The organism is Candidatus Njordibacter sp. Uisw_002, from assembly GCF_047730155.1.
GTDB lineage: Bacteria > Pseudomonadota > Gammaproteobacteria > Pseudomonadales > Balneatricaceae > Njordibacter.
The window spans coordinates 1489809-1511676 of record NZ_CP159832.1 but is presented as its reverse complement, the minus strand read 5'-3'; the positions used below and the strand labels follow the sequence as shown (position 1 = coordinate 1511676).

General features: G+C 43.8%; 17 protein-coding genes and 1 pseudogene. 11 read left to right on the top strand and 7 right to left on the bottom strand.

The genetic code is table 11. From position 1 onward, the window contains the following. The first annotated feature begins 45 nt into the window (after positions 1–45). From ABXT42_RS07195 to ABXT42_RS07185, 3 genes are all read left to right on the top strand, one after another. Entirely contained in the window at positions 46–540 is a 495-nt protein-coding gene (locus ABXT42_RS07195) for a GNAT family N-acetyltransferase (protein WP_443627474.1), read from the top strand. Positions 541–650: 110 nt separating this feature from the next. Beyond that, positions 651–1910: a valine--pyruvate transaminase gene (locus tag ABXT42_RS07190; RefSeq protein ID WP_443627473.1), complete on the top strand. Its 1260-nt coding sequence runs from the start codon at positions 651–653 to the stop codon at positions 1908–1910. A gap of 141 nt (positions 1911–2051) precedes the next feature. After that, positions 2052–3413: an MFS transporter gene (locus ABXT42_RS07185; RefSeq protein WP_443627472.1), complete on the top strand. Its 1362-nt coding sequence runs from the start codon at positions 2052–2054 to the stop codon at positions 3411–3413. 7 nt (positions 3414–3420) lie between these two features. Here ABXT42_RS07185 and ABXT42_RS07180 read toward each other — a convergent pair whose 3' ends face one another. The 4 genes from ABXT42_RS07180 to ABXT42_RS07165 form a co-directional block, all read right to left on the bottom strand. After that, the gene (locus ABXT42_RS07180) at positions 3421–5247 is read right to left on the bottom strand and encodes an ABC transporter ATP-binding protein (RefSeq protein ID WP_443627471.1); all 1827 of its coding nucleotides are present in this window, start codon (positions 5245–5247) and stop codon (positions 3421–3423) included. 62 nt (positions 5248–5309) lie between these two features. Continuing rightward, on the bottom strand, positions 5310–5645 hold the full coding sequence (locus tag ABXT42_RS07175; RefSeq protein ID WP_443627470.1) for a 4a-hydroxytetrahydrobiopterin dehydratase: 336 nt from the start codon (positions 5643–5645) through the stop codon (positions 5310–5312). 86 nt (positions 5646–5731) lie between these two features. Next, a complete protein-coding gene (locus tag ABXT42_RS07170) occupies positions 5732–7474 on the bottom strand; it encodes a SulP family inorganic anion transporter (RefSeq protein ID WP_443627469.1) in 1743 nt (580 codons plus the stop codon). A 5-nt stretch (positions 7475–7479) separates the two neighbouring features. Then, positions 7480–8361, bottom strand: a complete 882-nt coding sequence (locus ABXT42_RS07165; protein WP_443627468.1) for an MBL fold metallo-hydrolase — start codon at positions 8359–8361, stop codon at positions 7480–7482. Between the two features lie 296 nt (positions 8362–8657). Between ABXT42_RS07165 and ABXT42_RS07160 the strand changes: the two genes are divergently transcribed. After that, positions 8658–9590, top strand: a complete 933-nt coding sequence (locus ABXT42_RS07160; protein WP_443627467.1) for a flavin reductase — start codon at positions 8658–8660, stop codon at positions 9588–9590. Positions 9591–9694: 104 nt separating this feature from the next. Here the strand turns inward: ABXT42_RS07160 and ABXT42_RS07155 are convergent, their stop codons facing one another. Further along, positions 9695–11728 (bottom strand): FAD-dependent oxidoreductase, encoded by a 2034-nt coding sequence (locus ABXT42_RS07155; RefSeq protein WP_443627466.1) that lies wholly within the window; start codon positions 11726–11728, stop codon positions 9695–9697. 119 nt (positions 11729–11847) lie between these two features. Next, positions 11848–12987, bottom strand: a complete 1140-nt coding sequence (locus ABXT42_RS07150) for a GNAT family N-acetyltransferase (protein ID WP_443627465.1) — start codon at positions 12985–12987, stop codon at positions 11848–11850. 311 nt (positions 12988–13298) lie between these two features. Here ABXT42_RS07150 and ABXT42_RS07145 point away from each other — a divergent pair, with 311 nt between their 5' ends. Genes ABXT42_RS07145 through ABXT42_RS07135 form a run of 3 tightly spaced genes read left to right on the top strand, consistent with a single transcriptional unit; the run spans position 13299 to position 17105 of the window. Next, positions 13299–14213, top strand: coding sequence for a dihydrodipicolinate synthase family protein (locus ABXT42_RS07145; protein ID WP_443627464.1), 915 nt, complete (start codon positions 13299–13301; stop codon positions 14211–14213). Positions 14214–14217: 4 nt separating this feature from the next. After that, a complete protein-coding gene (locus ABXT42_RS07140; protein WP_443627463.1) occupies positions 14218–15744 on the top strand; it encodes an aldehyde dehydrogenase in 1527 nt (508 codons plus the stop codon). Then, on the top strand, positions 15744–17105 hold the full coding sequence (locus ABXT42_RS07135; protein WP_443627462.1) for an NAD(P)/FAD-dependent oxidoreductase: 1362 nt from the start codon (positions 15744–15746) through the stop codon (positions 17103–17105). Before ABXT42_RS07140 ends, ABXT42_RS07135 begins: the two co-directional genes overlap by 1 nt. On the opposite strand, the gene ABXT42_RS07130 is transcribed toward ABXT42_RS07135, so the two are convergent. Continuing rightward, positions 17102–18028 carry a LysR substrate-binding domain-containing protein gene (locus ABXT42_RS07130; RefSeq protein WP_443627461.1) on the bottom strand — a complete coding sequence of 309 codons (927 nt, stop codon included), beginning with the start codon at positions 18026–18028 and terminating at the stop codon, positions 17102–17104. The two genes, ABXT42_RS07135 and ABXT42_RS07130, sit on opposite strands and share 4 nt — an antisense overlap. A 139-nt stretch (positions 18029–18167) precedes the next feature. Between ABXT42_RS07130 and ABXT42_RS07125 the strand changes: the two genes are divergently transcribed. The 4 genes and pseudogenes from ABXT42_RS07125 to ABXT42_RS07110 all read left to right on the top strand — a co-directional run bounded on the left by ABXT42_RS07125 (position 18168) and on the right by ABXT42_RS07110 (position 21819). Then, on the top strand, positions 18168–19739 hold the full coding sequence (locus tag ABXT42_RS07125; protein ID WP_443627460.1) for a trimethylamine methyltransferase family protein: 1572 nt from the start codon (positions 18168–18170) through the stop codon (positions 19737–19739). 3 nt (positions 19740–19742) lie between these two features. Further along, a pseudogene (locus ABXT42_RS07120) lies at positions 19743–20729 on the top strand (oxidoreductase); the annotation flags it as partial. Between the two features lie 3 nt (positions 20730–20732). After that, on the top strand, positions 20733–21515 hold the full coding sequence (locus tag ABXT42_RS07115) for an FAD-dependent oxidoreductase (RefSeq protein ID WP_443629460.1): 783 nt from the start codon (positions 20733–20735) through the stop codon (positions 21513–21515). Beyond that, a complete protein-coding gene (locus ABXT42_RS07110; RefSeq protein ID WP_443627459.1) occupies positions 21508–21819 on the top strand; it encodes a hypothetical protein in 312 nt (103 codons plus the stop codon). Before ABXT42_RS07115 ends, ABXT42_RS07110 begins: the two co-directional genes overlap by 8 nt. The last annotated feature ends 49 nt before the right edge of the window (positions 21820–21868 follow it).

The following is a 21868-nucleotide window of genomic DNA, read 5'->3' as shown; positions in this document are numbered from 1 at the left end:
CTTTATTCTTTTTAATTATATGTAATTTATTATTTTAGGGGATTTATGTCAGACACTAAGGCTATTTCAATCACTTTGGTTGATTATCAAGACCCCACACAAATGACTTTGCTCATTGATCAGCTTAATCATTATGCGCTAGATGAAATGGGCGGCGCCAAAGCGCTAGCAGAAGAAGTTAAGCAGCGCTTATTGATAGACTTACCCAAACAACAGCAGAATTTTAGCTTATTGGCCTGGGTTGGCGATGAATGTGCGGGAATGACTAATTGCCTTTGGGGTTATTCTACATTTGCTGCTAAACCCTTGGTTAATATTCATGACTTATGTGTCAATGAAGCCTTTAGAGGCCTGGGTGTGAGCACCGCTTTACTGCGCGCAGTAGAAGAGCATGCAAAAACACAAAATGCATGTAAAGTCACTTTAGAAGTGCTGGGCAACAATGCTATTGCCAAAGCTTCATATAAAAACTTTGGCTTTAAAGCCTATGAGCTTAGTGGTGGTGCTGGCATAGCGGAATTTTGGCAAAAATATCTGTAACATGTCTTATTAATAGTAAGTCATTGAGTATCACTTGGTGGCTTTAGTGTGTAGCAAAGCAATGCGATCCGTTGCTTTTGTTTTAACCTCATTTTATCTGGAAATGAATTATGAATTTATCTGCGTTTGGTAAAAAATTTGGTGGTGATGCTGGCATTACTACTTTAATGGATGATATATCTAGTGCCCTTTCAAGTGGTCGTGACACCATTATGATGGGAGGCGGTAATCCTGCTAATATCCCAGAAATTGAAGCCATTATTCGCCAACGTCTTAAAAGTTTGGCTAATGATCCAGCTTCTGCTAGGCAGCTTCTTGGCAGTTATGACCCCCCTCAAGGTAATTCGCAACTCATTGATGCCCTAGCTCACTTATTTAGCAAAAAACTGGGCTGGCCTATTACACGGCATAATATCGCACTCACTAACGGCAGCCAGTCGGCATTTTTTATGCTGTTTAATATGCTGGCAGGGGAGTTTGAAGACGGCACTCATAAACAGATTCAACTACCTATGGCCCCTGAGTACATTGGTTATGCAGATGCAGGTATTGCGGGTGACTTATTTACTGCAGCCCATCCCACTATTGACCAGTTGGAGCTGCGCCAATTTAAATACCGAGTGCAATTTGATCATTTGAATGTGGGGTCATCTACGGGTGCAATCTGTGTATCTAGGCCCACTAACCCCACAGGTAATGTCATTACCGATGAAGAAGTTGAGCAGCTGGATGCGCTGGCACAAGCCAATAAAGTACCATTAATTATAGATGGCGCTTATGGCCTACCATTTCCAGGCTTAATTTATACACCCGCCACCCCCTTTTGGAATGACAACACTATTGTGTGTTTGAGTTTGTCTAAATTTGGCTTGCCAGGGGTGCGCACAGGCATTGTGATTGCCAATGAAGAAACCATTCAGACTCTTGCAGGTATGAATGCCATTATCAACCTAGCCAGTGGTAGCTTTGGTGCAGCTTTAACTACAGACCTGATTAAATCTGGCGAGATAATTGATTTAAGTCAAAAGGTGATCCGTCCAGCCTATGAAGCACAGCTGGCATTTGCACAAAAAACCTTACATAGGTTGATGGATCCGGCCATTCCCTACTTAATGCACAAACCTGAAGGCACTATGTTTCTATGGTTGTGGTTTAAAGACATGCCTATAAGCAGTCAGACGCTGTATGAACGTTTAAAAAATCGGGGTGTTATTGTGGTTTCTGGGCATCATTTCTTTGTAGGGATTACTGATGACTGGCAACACCAGCATGAGTGCATTCGCATTAATTATGCCGCCCAAAACCCACAACTTATCGCTCAAGGTATGGGCATCATTGCCGAAGAAGTGCGCAGGGCTTACATAAGCTAAAAACCATATTTTGCGCGGTGCTCATGATGGTAATTTTTAAACCAATTAGGCACTTTGTTGTCGCATTATCTCTATCCAAGTGTTAAAAAAAGCAGTATCGTGGCGGCTTAATAAACAGCACTTATGGTGGAGATACACGCCGTGTTGCAAGAAATAAAAGCCAGCTGGGCACTTTTGTTAGGCATCGGGTTTATCATGGTAGGCAACGGCCTCCAAGGTACGTTGCTTGGTGTGCGCGCTAGCTTAGAAGGGTTTGACGTATTGACTACAGGTGTAGTGATGTCGTTTTACTTTTCAGGCATGTTGGTAGGCAGTATTTTAACACCTAAGTTGGTATCAAGAGTCGGACATATACGTGTATTTGCGGCTTTAGCTTCCACTGCATCCATTGCTATTTTATTGCACAGTATCTATATCAATCCGTATACATGGAGTTTGATGCGCCTTGTAACAGGTATCTGTTTTTCTGGTTTATTTGTGGTCACAGAAAGCTGGCTAAATAACAGAGCTAGTAACGAAAATCGTGGGGCTATTTTATCTGCCTATATGGTTGTTGTGACCTTAGGCATGGGCAGTGGTCAGTTTTTACTTAACGTGGCAGACCCTGCAAGTACAAAATTATTTATTCTTATTTCTGTGATTATCTCGTTTGCGCTTGTGCCTATATTGCTGACCGCTAGGCCAGCACCAGCCTTTGATCAGTCTGAGAGCATGTCTATATTTGCTTTGTACAAAGTCTCGCCCTTAGCTGTGGTGAGCAATGCTTTAACAGGTGCAGCTCATGGCACAGTATTTGGCTTAGGCGCTGTATATGGCTTAGCAAAAGGGTTTGATAATAGTTTAATCGCTTTATTTATGGCGTCGTTTTTGTGGGGTGGTTTCTTATTACAATGGCCCATAGGGTGGTTGTCTGACAAGTATGGTCGTCGTGGTGTCATGCTTATCAACGCTATTGTTGGTGTGGTGTTGTGTTTGCTGGCTTCTATATGGGACACCACTAGCAGTAGTTATATACCACTGATCGTTATAGTAGGTGGTTCGGTAATGCCTATGTATTCGTTATGCATTGCCTATGCCAGTGACCGACTTTCGCCAGAACAGATTGTGTCTGCAAGTGGTGCTATGGTGATGGCTTCAGGTATTGGCCTAAGTCTGGGGCCAATTATGGTGGCTTATGCCATGGCGACCCTAGGCCCTAATGTTTATTTTATAGGCATAGCTATTGCCTTTGTTGCTATTGCTTTGGCCGTGTTAAATAGTATGCGCTCGCGTGAAGTGACCCCAGAAGATGTGGAAGACCAGTCACCCATATTGGCAGCTGGTGTGATTGGCACGCCCATTGCTGCGTTTGCAGCACCGGATGCACAAGATTATGCAGAAGCCCTTGAAGATGATGAGCTAGAGCAGCTAGATGATAGTGAAGAATGGACTCAAGCGCCTATGGCTGGCCCCGAAATTGCTATTCCAGATACGGATGAAGCTTTAGAGGAGGATCATTTCTAATTTAAGCTCAGTCTAAACCAATAAAACCACCCGTTTGATGTTGCCACAGTTTTGCATAAATGCCACCGTGGTTAAGTAACTCTTGGTGGGTACCTTGCTCTATAATTTGGCCATTGTCGATGATCACTAAGCGATCCATAGCTGCGATAGTAGATAAACGGTGTGCAATAGCAATCACAGTTTTACCTTCCATAAGGCGGTTTAAACTGGTTTGAATGGCTGCTTCTACTTCTGAATCCAGCGCTGAGGTAGCTTCGTCTAATACCAATATAGGGGCATTTTTCAGTAACACACGGGCAATAGCGATACGTTGGCGCTGGCCACCAGAAAGCTTCACACCTCGCTCTCCCACTTGGGCCATGTAGCCACGATTACCTTTGAGGTCTTCTAGTTCTTCAATAAATTCATTAGCTTCAGCTTGCTTGCAGGCTTGTAGTAGCTGCTCATCTGTAGCAGATGGATTGCCATAGACAATGTTTTCACGCACAGAGCGGTGCAGTAGAGAAGTGTCTTGGGTCACCATACCGATAGACGCTCTCAGGCTGTCTTGGGTCACCTGACTAATATCTTGGCCATCAATCATTATTTTACCACTTTTTAAGTCATGAAAGCGCAGCAGTAAATTTACTAAAGTCGATTTTCCAGCGCCAGAACGACCCACAATGCCTACTTTTTCGCCTGCTTTAATGTGTAGGTTGAGATGGTCAATCACACCATGTGTTTTGCCATAATGAAAACCAATATCCTGAAATTCGATATGGCCATTAGTAACAGATAGCGATGTGTTGCTATGGTCGATTACACTTTGAGGTTGAGATATAGTGGTCATAGCGTCACTTACTGTGCCTAAGCTTTCAAAAAAGTCATGCACTTCCCACATCAGCCAATCAGAAAAGCCTTGCAAGCGAATAGCCAAAGCTAAGCTCACCGCAATCATGCCTAAGCTTGCGCTGTTATTGAGCCACAAATAAATATCTACAGCTGCAGTTGCAAAAATAAGCAGGCTATTTAAGCTGGTAACTATGACATCCATCCAAGTGCTCAGGCCCATCATTTGGAACACATTCACTAAGAAAGTGTTCATGGATGATTTAGCATACTCAGTTTCTTTTTGCGTATGAGCAAACAGCTTTACAGTGCTAATATTGGTATAGCTATCTACCACTCTGCCCGTCATTACCGCACGCTTATTAGCTTGATCTTCGGCGATCCTACTTAATCTAGGTAAAAAGTAGACCATTACGCCAGAAAAAAGTACTAGCCAAATGGCAATGGGTGCAGCCATACGTAAATCTGTATTAGCTAAAAGCACTAGCATAGATAACAGGCCTGCAATTACATAAGCAAAGGTATCGCACAGCTTGCCTACAACTTGCCGCACTGCAATAGAGCCTTGCATCACTTTAGCTGCAATGCGACCTGCAAAATCATCTTGATAGAAATCTAAACTTTGTTGCAATAAATACCGATGAGCCAGCCAGCGCACTCGCATAGTTAGGTTGGGTAGCAGGGTTTGCATGCGAATTAGGTTGTTAAGAAGGCCGATCAGTGGCACTACCACTACAAGTAATAGACCCATGCCCCAAAGTGTGGAGGCTTGATCAGTAAGGAATGTGTCTTTTTCTTGCACACTAAGCCAATCTACAAGCTGGCCCATAAATCCAAATACCATGACCTCTATAGCAGCAAAAGCACCAGCGGTTAGCGCTAGTAAAAGCATATAGCGCTTCATGCCATAGCAATAATGCCAACAAAAACGCCATACGCCCTTTGGTGGTTGTAAGGGTTGTTCTGGGGGGTAGGGGTCAACTAGATTTTCAAAAAACTTAAGCATATTTAACTCGAAATGGATGGCTTACTCACTTTGTTTTATTCTAGAGCAATAAAGCGTTAAAGCTAGAGAAAAAGAGTGTCTGTTTTGGCGGCCATAATAAAATCATTCTTGTGCAGGCCTTTAATGGTGTGAGTCCACCAAGTGACTGTAACTTTGCCCCATTGAGTCAAGATAGCAGGGTGATGATCCTGGGCCTCAGAGATATCGCCTAAAGCATTGGTAAAAGCTAAAGCTTGTGCAAAGTTTTTGAAAGTATAGTTTCGTTGGAGCTGTTGTACACCATCTATGGTAATGGATGCCCACATTGGTACTTCTTGTATCAAGACAGCGTATTCTTCAGCTGTAACTGTAGGTGCGCCCATGCGGCAAGCCCCGCAGTTAGATTGACTAAAATCCATATTTTTCTCACCACTTAATAAAACTAAAGTATCCCGGAATGGTAGCTTTGAGGATACCTTAGTTTGCCCGCCAAGGTGGAGGCATATTAAGAGGCTTTTGCGTTACCAACAGAGGTGGTGAGGTCTTTCCATGCATTGTGTTGGCTTAAATAAATATGACCCGTCAACTGCGATTCAAAGTTGACTCTTGCTAAGCGGTCCAGCACAGGGCCTTTGACTTCTGATAAATGCAGTTTTATGCCTTTATCTTGGAGTCTTTGGTTGAGCTCTATTAAACCTTCTACCGCACTAGAGTCTATATGATTAATGCCAGAGGCTACTAAGACTAAATGCTCTAAGCATGGGTTCTGCGACAATAAGGTGTTCAGTTGATTATCTAGATAACGCATATTGCCAAAAAATAAGCTTTCATCAATACGTAAAGCCATCACTTGCTCGCATTGCTCCACGTCGTGACGATTGATGTTACGAAAGTGTTCGCTGCCTGATATAGGGCCCACAACGGCTGTGTGAGGGCGACTTGTGCGCCATAATAGCAAGAGTATGGTGGCTGCTACACCTGCCATAACGCCCGCTTCTACGCCTACAAATAATACCATGCCTATGGTAATTACCATGGCTAAAAAGTCATGTTTACTATACCTCCAAGTAAACTTTATTTCGTGAGGCTCAATTAATGTGAGTACTGCCACAAATATGGTTGCACCTAGTACAGCCTTAGGCAGTAATGCTAAAAACGGGGTGAGATAAAGGCTAGCTAGCGCGATGCCTATGGCTGTGAATATTCCAGCCATTGGGGTTTGTGCGCCAGCATCAAAGTTGACCACCGAACGCGAAAAGCCACCTGTTACTGCAAAGCCCCCAGAAGCCGCAGAAGCCATGTTGGCAGCACCTAAGCCTAGTAACTCATGGTTTGGGTTTATTTGCTGGCGGCGCTTATTCGCTAATGTTTGAGCCACAGAAATAGACTCTACATAACCAATGAGGCTAATCATCACAGCTGAAGGCATTAACGTAGAGATGAGCAACCAGCTAAGTGTTGGCCATGCCAAGGTAGGTAAACCTGATGGAATATGACCTACTACCTTTAACCCTTGTTGGTCTAAAGCAAGGTTTGACACTAGCAGTATAGAAATAATAACTGCACTTACAGGTGCCATTTTGCTTAAAGCTGATGCTGTGGTTTTGTTCATAAAACGACATAAAAAATGGGTTAAAGGTGCGCGAGCCCACCATAAAAACACCACAGTAGTTACGCCAATCAATAGGGTAAGCCAGTGAGTATCACTACCGTATTCTATAAGTCCATGAGCTAATTCAGGTAAGTTATGTCCACCTATGGGAATGCCCAAAATATGTTTAAGTTGCCCAAGAGCAATCAGAATGCCAGCGGCTGTGATAAAGCCTGTCACCACTGGGCGGCCTAATAAGTTTGCAATAAAGCCAAGCTTTAAAAGCCCCATTAACAGCATAAGCATGCCCGACAATAGAGCTAAGGTCATGGATAAGGTTAATACATCTAAACCACTTGTCAGATGAGCCAGACCTACTGCATTGGCTGATAATAAAGAGATCACCGCCACAGGGCCAACCGCTAAGGTGCGGCTAGAGCCAAACAAGGCGTAAGCCAAAAGTGGCAATATGCTAGCATATAGGCCTGTGGCAGGAGGCAGGCCTGCCAGCATGGCATAAGCCAAACTTTGTGGGATCAGCATAATAGTTACAATTAAAGCTGCCATTGCGTCTGCGTGTAGGGTGCTTTTGTTGTAGGTTTTCAGCCATATTAATGCAGGTAATTGTTTTAAAGGGTTCCAGCGTACTTTAGTCACAGTGATCACATGCCTACTTGATTAATAGGGATTTTAATATAGCTAATGCCGTTGTCATCTGCAGGTGGCATGTGTCCTGCGCGCATATTAACTTGTACCGAGGGTAATAATAAGCGTGGCGTTCCTAGCTTTGCATCACGTGCTTCACGCATTGCTATAAACTGTGCTTTCGTTTGACCTGCTAGGTGAATATTATTGGCTTTAGTTTTAGCTACAGTGCTCTCCCAAAGGTATTCACGCCCACCTGGCGCATAGTCATGACACATAAATAAGCGAGTTTCATCAGGTAGGGCTAAGATTTTTTCCATTGATTCATAAAGGGTGGTGGCGTCTCCACCTGGGAAGTCACAACGTGCTGTGCCGTAATCAGGCATAAACAAGGTGTCACCTACAAAACATGCATCTGCTACTACAAAGCTCATACATGCAGGGGTATGACCAGGGGTATGCAGTGCTTGTATGGACAAATCGCCAATAGTTAATAATTCATTAGGGGTGATTAGGTGGTCAAACTGGCTGCCAGTGCGAGAAAACTCATCTTCTACGTTGAACAAGTCACCAAAAATATCTTGCACTTGAGTAATTTGGTCTCCAATAGCAATTTTGCCACCCATTTTTTTTTGAATGTAGGGTGCACCAGAAAGGTGATCAGCGTGAACATGAGTTTCTAATAACCACTCAATGGTTAGTCCTTGTGATTTAATACTTTCAATGACTTTATCAGCGGAATCTGTGCGAGTGCGGCCCATGTTCGTATCGTAATCTAGTACAGAGTCAATCACCGCGCAGCTTTTAGTGTGAGGGTCTGCAACGATATAAGTGACTGTAAATGTAGCTTCGTCAAAAAAGGCGGTAATTTTTGGTGTGGAGCGAGGGTTTTGAATCATGGAATCTCCAAATAAGCGATGCGACTGCATGGTTAACTAATTTTGTCATTTGTAGAGCCAGATTCTACGCAGATTTATCTAAAAGTGCAATATAGTTATATAGATATAATTTAATAGAATATACGATAAAATCTTAATAAAAACTCACCTGTAGTCACAGGTGAGACATAATATGCAATATTGTTTATATAGAGTTACTAAAGTGTTTTTATGCTTTTTTATAAGCATTACACTTACCTTTACTGGTGTAAGGCTTATAATAACCACCTATTACTCATTGCCACTTGGAAACATGTATGTCCACAGAAGCGTTTAATGCTCGTGAATTTCGCGATGCTTTGTCATCCTTTGCAACAGGTGTGACCGTTGTCACCTGCCTAGATTCAGACGGAGAGCCAGTAGGGGCGACAGCAAGTAGTTTCAACTCTGTATCAATGGATCCACCGCTCATATTGTGGAGCATCACAAAGACCGCATACAGTGCCCAAGCGTTTATTAATGCCAAACACTTTTCAGTGAATGTACTTAGTGCACAGCAGATTGAAATATCTAATAAATTTGCCCGCAGTGGTACGGATAAGTTTTCTGATGTAGATGTAGAGCAAGGTTTAGGTGGTGTCCCCATATTACCTGATGCTATTACATGCTTTGAATGTGAAGCATGGGCTACTTACGATGGTGGTGATCATGAAATTATTGTGGGTCAAGTCAAAAGCATGCGCAGTCAAGCAGGCTCAGGCTTAGTGTTTTATCGTGGTGCTTATGCAACAGCTGAGGCCATTCCTACTTTAGCGCCTGTTGAGACTAATGACGTAAGTCATTTTATTGATAACTATTTATTGTATTACATGTCACGAGCCACTCACCAAATGGGTGAAGAGTTTCATCAGGTGGTAGCTGATGATGGGCTTACTATTAAAGAGTGGCGTCTATTGGCTTGTTTGTACAATGAAAATAGCCTCAGCTTAGCGGATCTTTCTAAGCGCACCATGGTAGATCAAGCCACATTGCTTGAACTGTCAATGGATTTGCAAAAGCAAGATATGGCGCGTGTGCAGCAACTAGACAGTGGCACTAAGGTGACAGGTACAGCTGCCGGTAAAGAGCGAGTAGAGCATTTAATTGAAGACTGTCAAAAGGCAGAAAGCAGTGCATTGGATGGGCTGGACGACAATGCAGCATCTACGCTTAAGACCATGTTGCAGCGCATTATAAAAAATACAGACTGATTTATTCATACTAAATCATTGAGCAGGTGTTGGGTTACTTGCTAAAACTAATGACCTGATCTATTAGGCTTAGGTCATTAGTTTTATAGTTTATGTGTAATGGATTATAACTTTATAGCCAAAAGAGTACCTTGGCGAATGGCCCGTTTAGCATCCAACTGCGTGGCTTTTTCTGCCCCACCAATCAAGTGATACTCACGCTTTAAACCTTCACATAACAAACGGTTAGAGTCTTGGCCTGCGCACACAATAATATGCTCTACATCTAATGTTTTTCTTTTGCCAGCTATTGTCAAATGTAGACCCCTATCGTCAATAGCTATATAGTCACATTCTGAAACCATATTTACTTGCTTTTGCTGTAAGCCTGCACGATGTATCCAGCCTGTGGTTTTGCCTAAACCTGCACCTACTTTACTGGCTTTTCTCTGTAATAAATGAATCTCTCGAGTGGAGGCTTCAATGTCTGGAGTCATACGCGCTACGCCACCACGTGCGGTCATTGTCATATCAATGCCCCATTGAGACATAAATTGTGCAATATTTGTACTGGGTTCTCTATCACCATGGGATAAAAATTCAGCAACATCAAAACCAATACCTCCAGCGCCAATAATAGCCACTTTTTTACCTACATAAGCCCCTTTAACAACCTCTAAGTAGCTAATCACCTTAGCATGGTCATGCCCTGGAATATCCAGGCCTCGTGGGGTGATGCCTGTGGCCAATACTAATTCATCGACGTGCAGATCGTTTAACTGCTGTGTGCTTAAGTAGGTATTAAGTTTTACAGTGACCTTAAGCTCATTGAGCATTACAGAAAAATAGCGCAAAGTTTCAGAAAACTCTTCTTTACCTGGGATACGCTTAGCAATATTAAACTGGCCACCAATCTGTTCACCCGCATCATATAGTGTGACCTTATGGCCACGCTGCGCTGCTGTCACCGCACAAGCCAAACCGGCAGGACCTGCGCCTATAATGGCAATGGTCTTTTGTGCTTGGGCAGGGGCAATAATGATGCGTGTTTCTTCACACGCCCTTGGGTTTACTAAACAGCTACTCACTTTGCCATTAAATACATGATCCAAGCAGGCCTGGTTGCAGCCAATGCAGGTGTTAATGCGCTCTGATTGACCTGTGGCTGCTTTATTAACAAACTCTGGATCGGCTAAAAAAGGCCGTGCCATAGAAATTAAGTCAGCATCACCGTTAGCCAATACTTGTTCAGCTACTTCTGGAGTGTTGATTCGATTAGAGGTAATCACAGGCACAGTTAAGTGTTTGCGTACTTTGTTGGTGACCCATGTAAAAGCGGCACGGGGTACTTTGGTGGCGATGGTAGGTATACGAGCTTCATGCCAGCCAATACCCGTATTAATCATGGTGGCCCCAGCTTTTTCGATGGCTTTAGCCAGCTGCACCACTTCTTCAAAGTCACTGCCTTCAGGTATTAAGTCCAGCATAGACAGGCGATAAATGATGATGAATTGTTCACCTACAGCCTCACGCACACGTTTAACCACTTCAACAGCAAGGCGTATGCGATTGTCATAGCTGCCGCCCCATTCATCATCACGGTGATTAGTGCGTGTGACAATAAATTGATTTAAAAAATAGCCTTCACTACCCATGATTTCTACGCCATCATAACCCGCACTTTGGGCCAGCCTTGCAGTTTGGGCGAAATCTTCTATTTGCTGCTCGATGTCTTCGTTTGCTACTTCTTTAGGTGTGAAAGGGCTAATAGGAGCTTTGATAGCCGATGGGGCAATGGCATTAGGGCTATAGGCATAGCGTCCTGTATGCAATATCTGCATACAGATCTTACTTCCAGCTTGATGCACGGCACTAGTAATCAATTGGTGCTGGGCCACTTTTTTTTCATCATCAAGCGCTGCAGACCCTACAAAGGTTAAGCCTTGTTGATTTGGTGAAATACCACCAGTGACGATAAGGCCCACACCACCACGAGCGCGTTCAGCAAAATACTGTGCTAAACGTTCAAAACCATCTTTAGCTTCTTCTAAACCTGTGTGCATTGAGCCCATAATGACGCGGTTTTTTAAGTGGGTAAAACCTAGATCTAAAGGGGCCAGTAAGTGGGGGTAAAGCGATGAGGAAGTAGGAGAAGGCATAATTAAAACGCTTGTTTGATTTATATGCAACCAGATTAGAGCTTGTAGGTATGGGGGTCAAGTAAGGCTTGAATGATGACTAAAAGGTCAAAGCAAAAACTGTGCCGCATCTACCAAGATCACAGCTGCGCTTTGTAGGGTAGTGCGGTATGGGCCCATTGCATATACCCAGTTATTTGCTCTTCTTCGGTAGCGCAAAATTGTTCAATAGCACTGTCAAAGCCTTTTTCTGCTAAATAATGATAAGAATGTGTGGTTTTGGGTATAAACCCTCTGGCCAGTTTGTGCTCACCTTGGGCACCTGCATCAAAATGTGCAATGTTATTGGCGATACAATAATCAATGCCCTGATAATAACAAGTTTCAAAATGCAAAAACTCCACTTCTTCTAAGCAGCCCCAATAACGCCCATAAAGAGTTTTATCATCTACAAAAAATAACGCATAAGCTAAAGGTGTTGATGGGTTTGAAGCAGTGACTAATAATAGTTTGTCAGGCATTTGAGTGAGTAAGGCGCAGAAAAATTCATAGGTCAAATAACCTTGTTGCCTGCGTTTTAAATAGGTACTTTGGTAGCAGGCATAAAACTCTTTTAGTGATTGTAAGCTAATCTCTTGACCTTGCTGCCAAGTAAATGTGATGCCTTGTTCGGCAATAACACGGCGTTCCTTTTTGATTGATTTACGTTTGCGCGAGGTAAGCTTGGCAGTAAAGTCTTCAAACTGGGTGTAGTTATGGTTGTACCAGTGGTACTGACAACCTGTCCGCTGATGCCATGATTGTGCTTTGGCAAATTTCCAATCAGGTTCTTGTGCAAACAACCAATGCCAACTACTTAATTTGAGTTGAGCGCACATATGGGGCAGCTGTTGGCTTAAAAAAGACAATACTTTGGTTAAATCTGCATCTTTAGCTAGCAACACTCGAGGGCCTGCACAAGGGGTAAAAGGTACAGCGCTAATAAGCTTGGGATAATAATCTAAGCCATAGCGCTCATAGGCATTAGCCCATTCAAAATCAAACACATATTCGCCCCAAGAGTTAGTTTTTACATAACTTGGAATCAATGCAATGGGTTGTCCGTCGTCTTTTATCTCAAGATGCAGCGGCTGCCAACCGCTGTCGCCGCCCACGCTGCCACTTTCTTCTAAGGCAGCATGAAAGGCATATTGACTAAAAGGATCTGCCGCAAGACAAAGGTAGTTTTGCCAGCGACTTTGACCTAATTCAAGGGTGCTTGGGTGTATGTGAAGTTGCATGAAATAGTGCACATGGTAGCTGAGCGTGAAAAGGATAATACTAATGCAAGCATACAATAATAATGTCACTAACAACATTAAATACACCCTCATCTAATGTAAATTGTATATTATTCTTTATGTATAAGTGGTCTGTTCTAATCAGGTGTTATGGCAATAATTTTGTTGAAAGCTTTGTATAACATCATGTAATGTATGTATTGGCTTTTATGTCGTTTGACCCACGCTGTTAGCAGCTTCTAAACTACTAGTGTTTTTGATCAGCTTAATCAATTAATAACATTTAGATCATTAGATAATAAGAGATTACTATGCAATTCAACGGTATATATGTTCCGGTCATCACGCACTTTAATGACGACTTCTCCATCAATGAAGCAGGCACTATGTCTATTATAGACGGTGCGATTAATGCGGGTGTGCAGGGCATTATAGTGGGTGGTACTACAGGTGAATACTATGCCATGGACAAAGCCGAGCGTGTGCGTACATTTAATCTAGCCAAAGAAGCAGTAGCAGGCAGAGTGCCATTAATTGCAGGTGTAGGAGCTTTGCGCACTGAAGATGCTATTTATTTTGCCCAAGAGGCACATAAAGCAGGCGCTGATTGCTTATTACTGGGTGCGCCATATTACGCCATTCCCACCTCAGAAGAATTAGTGCGCCACTGTTTATCAGTAGAGCGTGCTACAGACTTGCCCATTATGTTGTATAACTTTCCAGATCGCACAGGTGCGCCTATGGATGAAGCGTGTATGGAACGTTTAAGTATGCGGCCTAATTTTTGCGCTATTAAGGAAAGTAGTGGAGACATTAATCGGGTGCATTTACTAGCTCGTCGCTTTCCTCATATTCAGCTTAGTTGTGGTATGGATGACCAAGCTTTGGAGTTTTTTGCATGGGGTGCAACTAGTTGGGTAGCAGGGGCTGCTAACTTTCTACCCAAAGAACATTACGCCCTTTATCATGCGTGTGTCATAGAGCAAGACTTTGTTAAAGGACGTAAGATCATGACGGCATTATTGCCTCTTATGCAAACCCTTGAGCAAGGGGGTAAATTTGTTCAGTGCATCAAATATGGCTGTCAATTAGAAGGCATTATTACAGGCCCTGTACGTAAGCCACTTCGGGACATGAACAAAGAGCTTAAACGAGAATTTGAAGTGACTGTTCGCACCGTAAAAACCACCATTGCAAAAATTTGTAACTCTTCACAAAAGGCATAACCTCATGTTAACTCAAACAGAATACCTTGCCCTTGCGGCGCAAATAGATTTTCCTACTAACGCTTTTATCAATGGCACTTATACACCCGCTATTAGTGGCGAAACCTTCGCCACAATAAACCCTGCCACTGGGCAAGTCTTGGCGCAAATTAGCGCGTGTGATAGTAAGGATGTTGATGTTGCTGTAGCTAAGGCACGCCAAGCCTTCGAAGCAGGTGTATGGAGCAAAAAGCACCCCACCCAGCGCAAACAAGTGATGATCAAATTCATCAAGCTAATCAAGCGTAATGCAGCGCAACTTGCCGTAATGGAAGCCCTTGAAAGTGGCAAGCCAATTAAGGATTGTGAGACTATTGATGTGCCTGAAACCATTGATTGTATTCAATGGCATGCCGAAGCGATTGATAAAATTTATGACCAAATATCACCCTCTGGCGATGCTGCTATGGGCCTAATACAGCGTGAGCCTATCGGTGTAGTGGCCTGTGTATTGCCATGGAATTTCCCAATGCTTATGGCAGCGTGGAAGCTAGGCCCGGCACTTGCCTCAGGTAATAGTGTCATCCTCAAACCTGCCGAACAAACCAGTATGACCTGCTTACGTTTGGCTCAATTAGCCCATCAAGCTGGCGTACCTGCAGGCGTGATTAACGTGCTGCCTGGCATGGGTGAAACCTGTGGTAAAAGTTTAGGTTTGCATAGCGACATTGATGCAGTGTCCTTTACAGGTTCCACAGAAGTAGGCCGATTATTTCTGCAATACTCAGCTCAAAGCAACTTAAAACGCGTAGTGCTAGAGTGTGGTGGTAAAAACCCTTGTATCGTACTAGATGATGCAGAGCGTTTAGATGAAGTAGCAGAACACGTGGTTAATGCAGTATTTTGGAATATGGGTGAAAACTGTTCGTCTAATTCACGTCTCATAGTACATAGTGCAATAAAGGATCAATTGCTGGAAAAAGTGATTGAAAAGGCGCGTGATTGGATTACTGGTGACCCTATGGACCCAAGTAATGCCCTTGGTGCTATGATCAGCCAAGAACACTTCGCTAAGGTGGTGAGCTACATAGAAGGCGCAAAGCAACAAGGTGCTAAGCTCATTTTGGGTGGTAAGCAGATCAAACTAAAAGGGGAGTTGGCCCAAGGTTTATTTATTGAACCTACAATTTTTGATGAAGTTACATCAAATATGTCTATTGCCCAAGAAGAAGTCTTTGGCCCAGTGCTTTCAGTAATGACCGTTAACAGTGCAGCACAGGCAGTAGCGCTGGCAAACGACACTTGTTATGGCTTACATGCTAGCGTATTCACTAGCAATGGTCGCCGTGCTATGAACGTAGCCAAGGCTATTAAGGCAGGTACTGTGAGTATAAATTGCTATAGCGAAGGGGATATGGCAACGCCTTTTGGTGGCTTTAAACAATCAGGATTTGGCGGTCGTGACAACTCACTACAAGCCCATGACCAGTACACAGAAACAAAAACCATCTGGTTAGACTTATCCACTGAGTCAGATTCGGAACTAGATTAATGGCACTTGCTACGCTTCTTCCCAACTATGAAAACGACTGTGGTTGGTATAAAAATCTGCCTAAAAGACAGCCAAGTGCCACCCTTAAGGGCGCTATTGAGGCCGATATAGTGGTCATTGGCGCAGGCTTTACTGGCCTTGCTGCGGCTAGGCGCCTGGCCCAGCTTGCACCTGATAAGCACATTGTTTTGTTAGACGCTTTAGCCATTGCGATGGCGTCTTCTGGGCGCAACTCTGGGTTTATGATTGATTTGCCCCACACGTTAAATAGCCACTCCTATACCACTCATGCACAGACCGATCATAATATGATCGCCTTTAATCGCTCAGGCATTGCCTATGCTAAAAGCGTCGTTGAAGAGCACAATATTGCATGTGACTGGAGTGAAACAGGAAAAATACATGGGGCTACTTCAGCCACTGGTAGTAAGAGTCTATTAGCCTATGGTAAAGGCTTAGAGACTCTAAATGAGCCATTTAGCCTTTTATCAAAACAACAGATGCAAGACATGACAGGCTTAAGCTATTACCACAGTGGTGTGTTTACCCCAGGTACCGTAATGATGCAGCCCGCAGCATTTGTGCAAGGCTGTGCAGATCACCTGCCAGATAATGTGAGCTTATATGAAAACACGCCAGTTACAGAATACGTTTGGGGGAGTGTTAGTGGCAAAAAAGGCAAGCCAAGCCAAAGCCCAATAAAGCCGCATGTATTAAAAACGCCCCATGGTCAAATTACTACAGCTCAAGTGCTGCTGTGTAATAACGGATTTGCACAAAGTTTTGGTCAGCAAAAAGGTCGTTTGGTGCATGTGTGTACCTATGGCAGTATGACTGGCCCCATGAATGAAGATCAACAAAAACGTTTAGGTGGGCAAAAGAGCTGGGGATTAATTCCTTCACACCCCGCAGGTGCAACGATTCGGCGCACTGCAGATCAAAGATTACTTATCCGTAGTGTATTCACTTGTAACCCTGGCCTTAAATATGGGCAATCTCAGCTAAAAAATATAAAGGCCCAACATGAAAGTAGCTTTAAACGCCGTTTTTATATGTTACCAGAGCTTGAGTTTGAAGATACCTGGGGAGGGTTGTTATGTATGTCTAATAACGAAGCAAGCTTCTTTGGAGAATGCCAGCCCAATGTATTTGCCGCCGTATGTCAAAATGGCCTAGGTATAGCCCGTGGCACCGCTTCTGGTAAATTATTAGCCGAATTAGCCTTAGGTCAAAACAGTAAGCTACTCCAGCAGCAGCTAACTCAAACTGGCCCCAGCTGGATGCCACCTCAAATAATTACTAATATTGGCGTAAGCGCTACCATAGCCTTACAAGAAATGAGAGCGGGTAAAGAAGGCTAAAAACTATTTAACAACCACTGGCTTAAAGCTTGCACATCAGGGTGATGAGCCAAGTTAGATTTAATAGCCAGATAGTAACCACGGCCTGTGTCCCATGTTTGGTCAGTGAGACGAATTAGTTTTCCTTGAGCCACTAAGTCTCCGGTAGTGTGCTCAAAACCCAATGCAATCCCTTCACCTTCTAGCACCGCTTGAATCAACATAGGGTAGTTATTGAAGGTGAAGCCTGCAGGTATTTTAAAGCCTCCTTTGTTGTCTAAGTCTTGCACATCAAAATGTTTTAACCACGCTGGCCAGTCAATAGCATCCCAGCCAATGTTATCCCACAGTTGTTCATCTAAATGTAACAATCGGTGTTGAAGTACATCAGCCGCTGTTTGTGGCTTTTCTTTATCACGCAGATATTCTGGGCTGCAAACAGGGTAAGCCTGCTCAGAGAATAAATAGTGAGTTTCATTGCCCTGCAGCTGATTGTTGCCACATGTAAGGGCTAGATCAACCTTGTCTGAACGCAATTCTTGGGCATTATCAGAAGCAATAACGTGCACTTTTACATCAGGATATTGTTGGTGAAATGCCCGTATGCGGGGCATTAACCAAAAACTTGAAAATGCCAAAGTAGAAGCAATGGTAATTTGGCCGGTAGATTTTGTCCGGCGTATATCACTACTTACCGTAGCAATATGCCCCAAACCCATGGTCACTGCTTGGAAAAGCTTATGGCCATCTTTGGTAAGCTCTATACGTCGTTGTGCCCTATGAAATACGCTACATCCCAATTGTTCCTCTAGGCGTTTTACTTGCCTACTCACAGCGGCTTGAGAAACACAAAGCTCACTGGCTGCTAAGGTAAAGCTTAAATGCCTTGCTGCAGCTTCAAAGGTGACTAAGCCGTTAATACCAGGTAGTTGCTTACGTAACAAAGTCATTCTCCTTGTTATTTTATGCTTCGCTCTAGCGTCATTAATAATAACATTAGGTTATGTATTGATATAAAAATGTAGTTTGAATGTTACCGCAAAAATACATAACTTATAACATTAATATTGGGTAGGAGTGAGCATGACAAGAGCATTTGAACAGGCAACAAAGCCGGTGCGTGGTCAGCGTAGCGGCGGGCGTGCCAACAGACAGGCACTACGTAGCCATAACATTGAACAAATGTTGCCTCATTTACGCCATGGCCTACCTTATACCGAACCGATGGACACAGACCAAATAGCCAAGATCGACGATGCTTCAATGGCCATATTAGAAGAAGTGGGGGTAATATTTCGAGACCCCATAGCACTAGAAGATTGGCGCAAAGCAGGTGCTAGAGTAGAAGGGGAGCTAGTTAAGTTTGATCGACACCATATTCGTGAACTGATAAAGAGCATTCCATCAGGTGTTGAATACCATGCTCGTGATCCAGAAAAAAACCTTAAGCTAGGCGGGCGCAATTGTATGTTTGTGCCGATGACAGGGGCGCCTTTTTTACGAGACCTAGAAGATAAACGACGCAATCCCACCCTTGATGATCTGGCTATGTTTCATAAGCTAGCCCACATGAGCCCAGCCCTGCATTCATCAGCTCATCATATCGTAGAGCCTATGGATCATGCCGTGCCATGGCGGCATTTACGCATTACTTATTCTTCTATGAAGTACTCAGACAAAACTTTCATGGGTATGACAACCTCTGGAAAAAATGCAGAAGATGTCATGGATATGTGTGATATTTTGTTTGGTAAAGGCTATATAGACGACCATCCCGTCACTACGGGCAACATTAACGGCAACTCGCCCTTAGTATGGGATGCAACTATGTTGGGGGCCCTTAGAGCGTTTGTGAAGCGCAACCAGCCAGTGCTTTGCTCTCCTTTTGTTTTGGGCGGCGCTAATACGCCAGCATCTACAGTGCCTGCAGTGGTGCAGCTTAATGCTGAAGCTTTGTCGGCCTTGGCTTATACCCAAGTGGTGAGAAAAGGCGCGCCTGCAGTTTATGGCCATTATTTAGCGACGGTATCTATGCAGTCCGGAGCGCCTATGGCGGGGACACCAGAAATTTGTTTAATGAATTTTTTAATAGGTCAAATGGCACGGCATTACGACGTACCTTGGCGCACCTCTAATACCTTAGGTGGTGCTAAAGTACTGGATGCCCAAGCAGGCTACGAAAGTGGCGTAAACCTAATGGCTGTGATGATGTCTGGAGCCAATTATATTTGGCACTCAGCAGGCTGGAATGAAGCGGGTATGCACTGCTCTGTGGCTAAATTTATGGTGGATGCCGAACAATGTGCTATGGCATATCGTATGGCGCAGGGACCAAGGTGGGATGATTTTGATGAGGCTTTGGCTGCTGTGCGAGATGTGGGGCCAGGTGGACACTACCTTGGCCACCCCCACACACAAGACAATTTCCAGCGGGCCTTTTATATGCCCAAACTATTAGATAATAATAACATTGAACAATGGATGGCTAATGGTTCTAAGAGCATTACACAAAGGGCGCTCAATTTAGCCAAGGCAAAGCTAGATGAATATGAAGAACCTAAAATAGATCAGGCCATTAATGAACAATTGTTAGATTTTATTGCGCGTCGTGAGTCTGAAATACCAGATGATGGTGGCCTAAACGAAGATTGTTAATTTATGAACGTGACCACCGACCCCTTATTAGAAACTTATCAGCTTAAGCATCTCACATTGCGTAATCGTTTGATGAGTAGCGCTCATGCACCGGGCTATATTGAAGATAGGATGCCTAAAGAGCGCTATCGCCTTTATCATCAAGAAAAAGCCAAAGGGGGTGTGGGCCTTACTATGTTTGGCGGTTCTAGCACTGTATTAGCAGATTCTCCAGCCGCATTTTCACAAATTGATTTAAGCCAAGACTTGGTGACACCATGGATTAAAGAGCTAGCTCAAGGTGTGCACGATGAAGGTGCAGCCATTATGTGTCAGCTCACTCATTTAGGCCGTCGCACACGGTTTGATGTAGAGCACTGGTTGCCTCCAGTGGCGCCGATGGCTTTGGCTGAAAGGCCCCATGGCAGTGTGCCAGCGAAGATTATAGATGGCGATATCAAGCGCATTTTGCAAGATTACAGCCGAGCAGTTTATCGTTGTGCTTAAGCGGGTTTAGATGGTGTCGAGCTCATGGCCTATGGCCATTTGATAGATCAATTTTGGACCCCAGAGTTTAATCACCCAGATAATGACTTTGCTGGTGGTTTAGAAGGCAGGTTAGAGTTTACTTATCGTTTGTTAGAAAGCATTCGCCAATCAGTTGGCCCCGATTTTATTGTGGGCATACGTATGACGGGTGATGATTTTTTACGTCATAGCAATGCTGATAACGGTGGTAAAAAAGGCTTAGATGAAGCTGCATGCTTAACCGTCGCCAAGGCCTTGCAGGCTGCTAATCAATTAGATTTTTTTAATTTTGTGGGTGGACACCTTACTACTGATATGGGCCTAGCCGATTGTATACCGCCCATGGGTAATCCAAGTTCGCCTTATCTAAACTTAGCAGGGCGGCTAAAACAACAGCTTGAATTACCGGTGCTTCACGCAACTCGAGTGACAGACGTGTCCACAGCTCGCCATGCCGTAGCCGCAGGTTTAGTAGATGTGATCGGCATGACTCGTGGCCACATGGCTGATCCGCATATTGTTAATAAAATAATGGCAGGCCAAGAGCACCGTATCCGCCCGTGTGTGGGAGCTGGTTATTGCTTGGATCGTTTGCATGAAATGGGTGAAGCCCTATGTATGCATAATGCAGCCACTGGACGCGAAGCTCAACTGCCACACATTATTGCAACAAGTAATCATCCCAATAAGCGCATAGTTGTTGCAGGGGCTGGCATTGCGGGTTTGGAGGCAGCAAGAGTTTTGGCCAGTAGAGGCCATCAAGTGACTATATTGGAAGCAACGGCAAAGGTAGGTGGGCAAATGAACCTAGCTGCACGCGCCAAACGTCGCCAAGAGCTGCATTCAGTAAGTCAGTGGCTTTATAGCGAATGCCAAGTGTTAGGTGTGCAGTTTCAATTTGAAACTTGGGCCGATGCGCAAACGGTTGAGTGTTATCAGCCCCATATGGTGGTGGTAGCAACGGGTGGTGTTTCTTTAGAGATGCCTATTAAATCTGCCTCAGCATTAATGACTAGTAGCTGGGATATTTTTTCAGTGCAGGTAAAACCTTCAAAAAACGTGTTGTTTTATGATGAAACAGGCTCACATGCAGGCATGAGTTGTGCTGAATTTATGCTGCAAAATGGCACTCATACTTTAGAGCTGGTATCACCCCACAGGCATATAGGACGTGAAGTAGGGGGACGTAAACTTCCCACATTACTTACGAGGTTTATACTCATTGAATGCCAGCATCACACCAGACTGGGAGCTAGTAAAGGTGATTAAACAAGGCGTTGGATTAGAGGCCACCTTGTGGAATGAATACAGCAACCTCTACCAAACACGTAGGGTAGACCAAGTGGTGGTAGAAAATGGCACTTTGGCCAATGATGAATTATTTCATGAGTTGTTGCCCATGAGTCGTAATTTAGGTGAAGTAGATTTTGAAGGGTTAAGAAGAAACCAACCTCAGCTATTAACGCTTAATGAGAAGGGTAAGTACCACTTGTATCGCATTGGTGATGCTTGGGCGGGGCGTAATGTACATGCCGCACTTTATGATGCTTTGCGTTTGTTAAAAGATTATTAAAAAACGCATAAAAGGCAATTAAAAAAACTAACAAAAGGCAGTGATACCT

What these genes read in the sequence shown, in the direction of transcription:
- ABXT42_RS07125 (WP_443627460.1), top strand. Translation starts at nt 18,168, where the DNA reads ATGACAAGAGCATTTGAACAGGCAACAAAGCCGGTGCGTGGTCAGCGT.
- ABXT42_RS07155 (WP_443627466.1), bottom strand. Translation starts at nt 11,728, where the DNA reads ATGCCTTCTCCTACTTCCTCATCGCTTTACCCCCACTTACTGGCCCCT.
- ABXT42_RS07135 (WP_443627462.1), top strand. Translation starts at nt 15,744, where the DNA reads ATGGCACTTGCTACGCTTCTTCCCAACTATGAAAACGACTGTGGTTGG.
- ABXT42_RS07175 (WP_443627470.1), bottom strand. Translation starts at nt 5,645, where the DNA reads ATGGATTTTAGTCAATCTAACTGCGGGGCTTGCCGCATGGGCGCACCT.
- ABXT42_RS07140 (WP_443627463.1), top strand. Translation starts at nt 14,218, where the DNA reads ATGTTAACTCAAACAGAATACCTTGCCCTTGCGGCGCAAATAGATTTT.
- ABXT42_RS07160 (WP_443627467.1), top strand. Translation starts at nt 8,658, where the DNA reads ATGTCCACAGAAGCGTTTAATGCTCGTGAATTTCGCGATGCTTTGTCA.
- ABXT42_RS07195 (WP_443627474.1), top strand. Translation starts at nt 46, where the DNA reads ATGTCAGACACTAAGGCTATTTCAATCACTTTGGTTGATTATCAAGAC.
- ABXT42_RS07165 (WP_443627468.1), bottom strand. Translation starts at nt 8,361, where the DNA reads ATGATTCAAAACCCTCGCTCCACACCAAAAATTACCGCCTTTTTTGAC.
- ABXT42_RS07150 (WP_443627465.1), bottom strand. Translation starts at nt 12,987, where the DNA reads ATGCAACTTCACATACACCCAAGCACCCTTGAATTAGGTCAAAGTCGC.
- ABXT42_RS07115 (WP_443629460.1), top strand. Translation starts at nt 20,733, where the DNA reads ATGACTCGTGGCCACATGGCTGATCCGCATATTGTTAATAAAATAATG.
- ABXT42_RS07190 (WP_443627473.1), top strand. Translation starts at nt 651, where the DNA reads ATGAATTTATCTGCGTTTGGTAAAAAATTTGGTGGTGATGCTGGCATT.
- ABXT42_RS07145 (WP_443627464.1), top strand. Translation starts at nt 13,299, where the DNA reads ATGCAATTCAACGGTATATATGTTCCGGTCATCACGCACTTTAATGAC.
- ABXT42_RS07180 (WP_443627471.1), bottom strand. Translation starts at nt 5,247, where the DNA reads ATGCTTAAGTTTTTTGAAAATCTAGTTGACCCCTACCCCCCAGAACAA.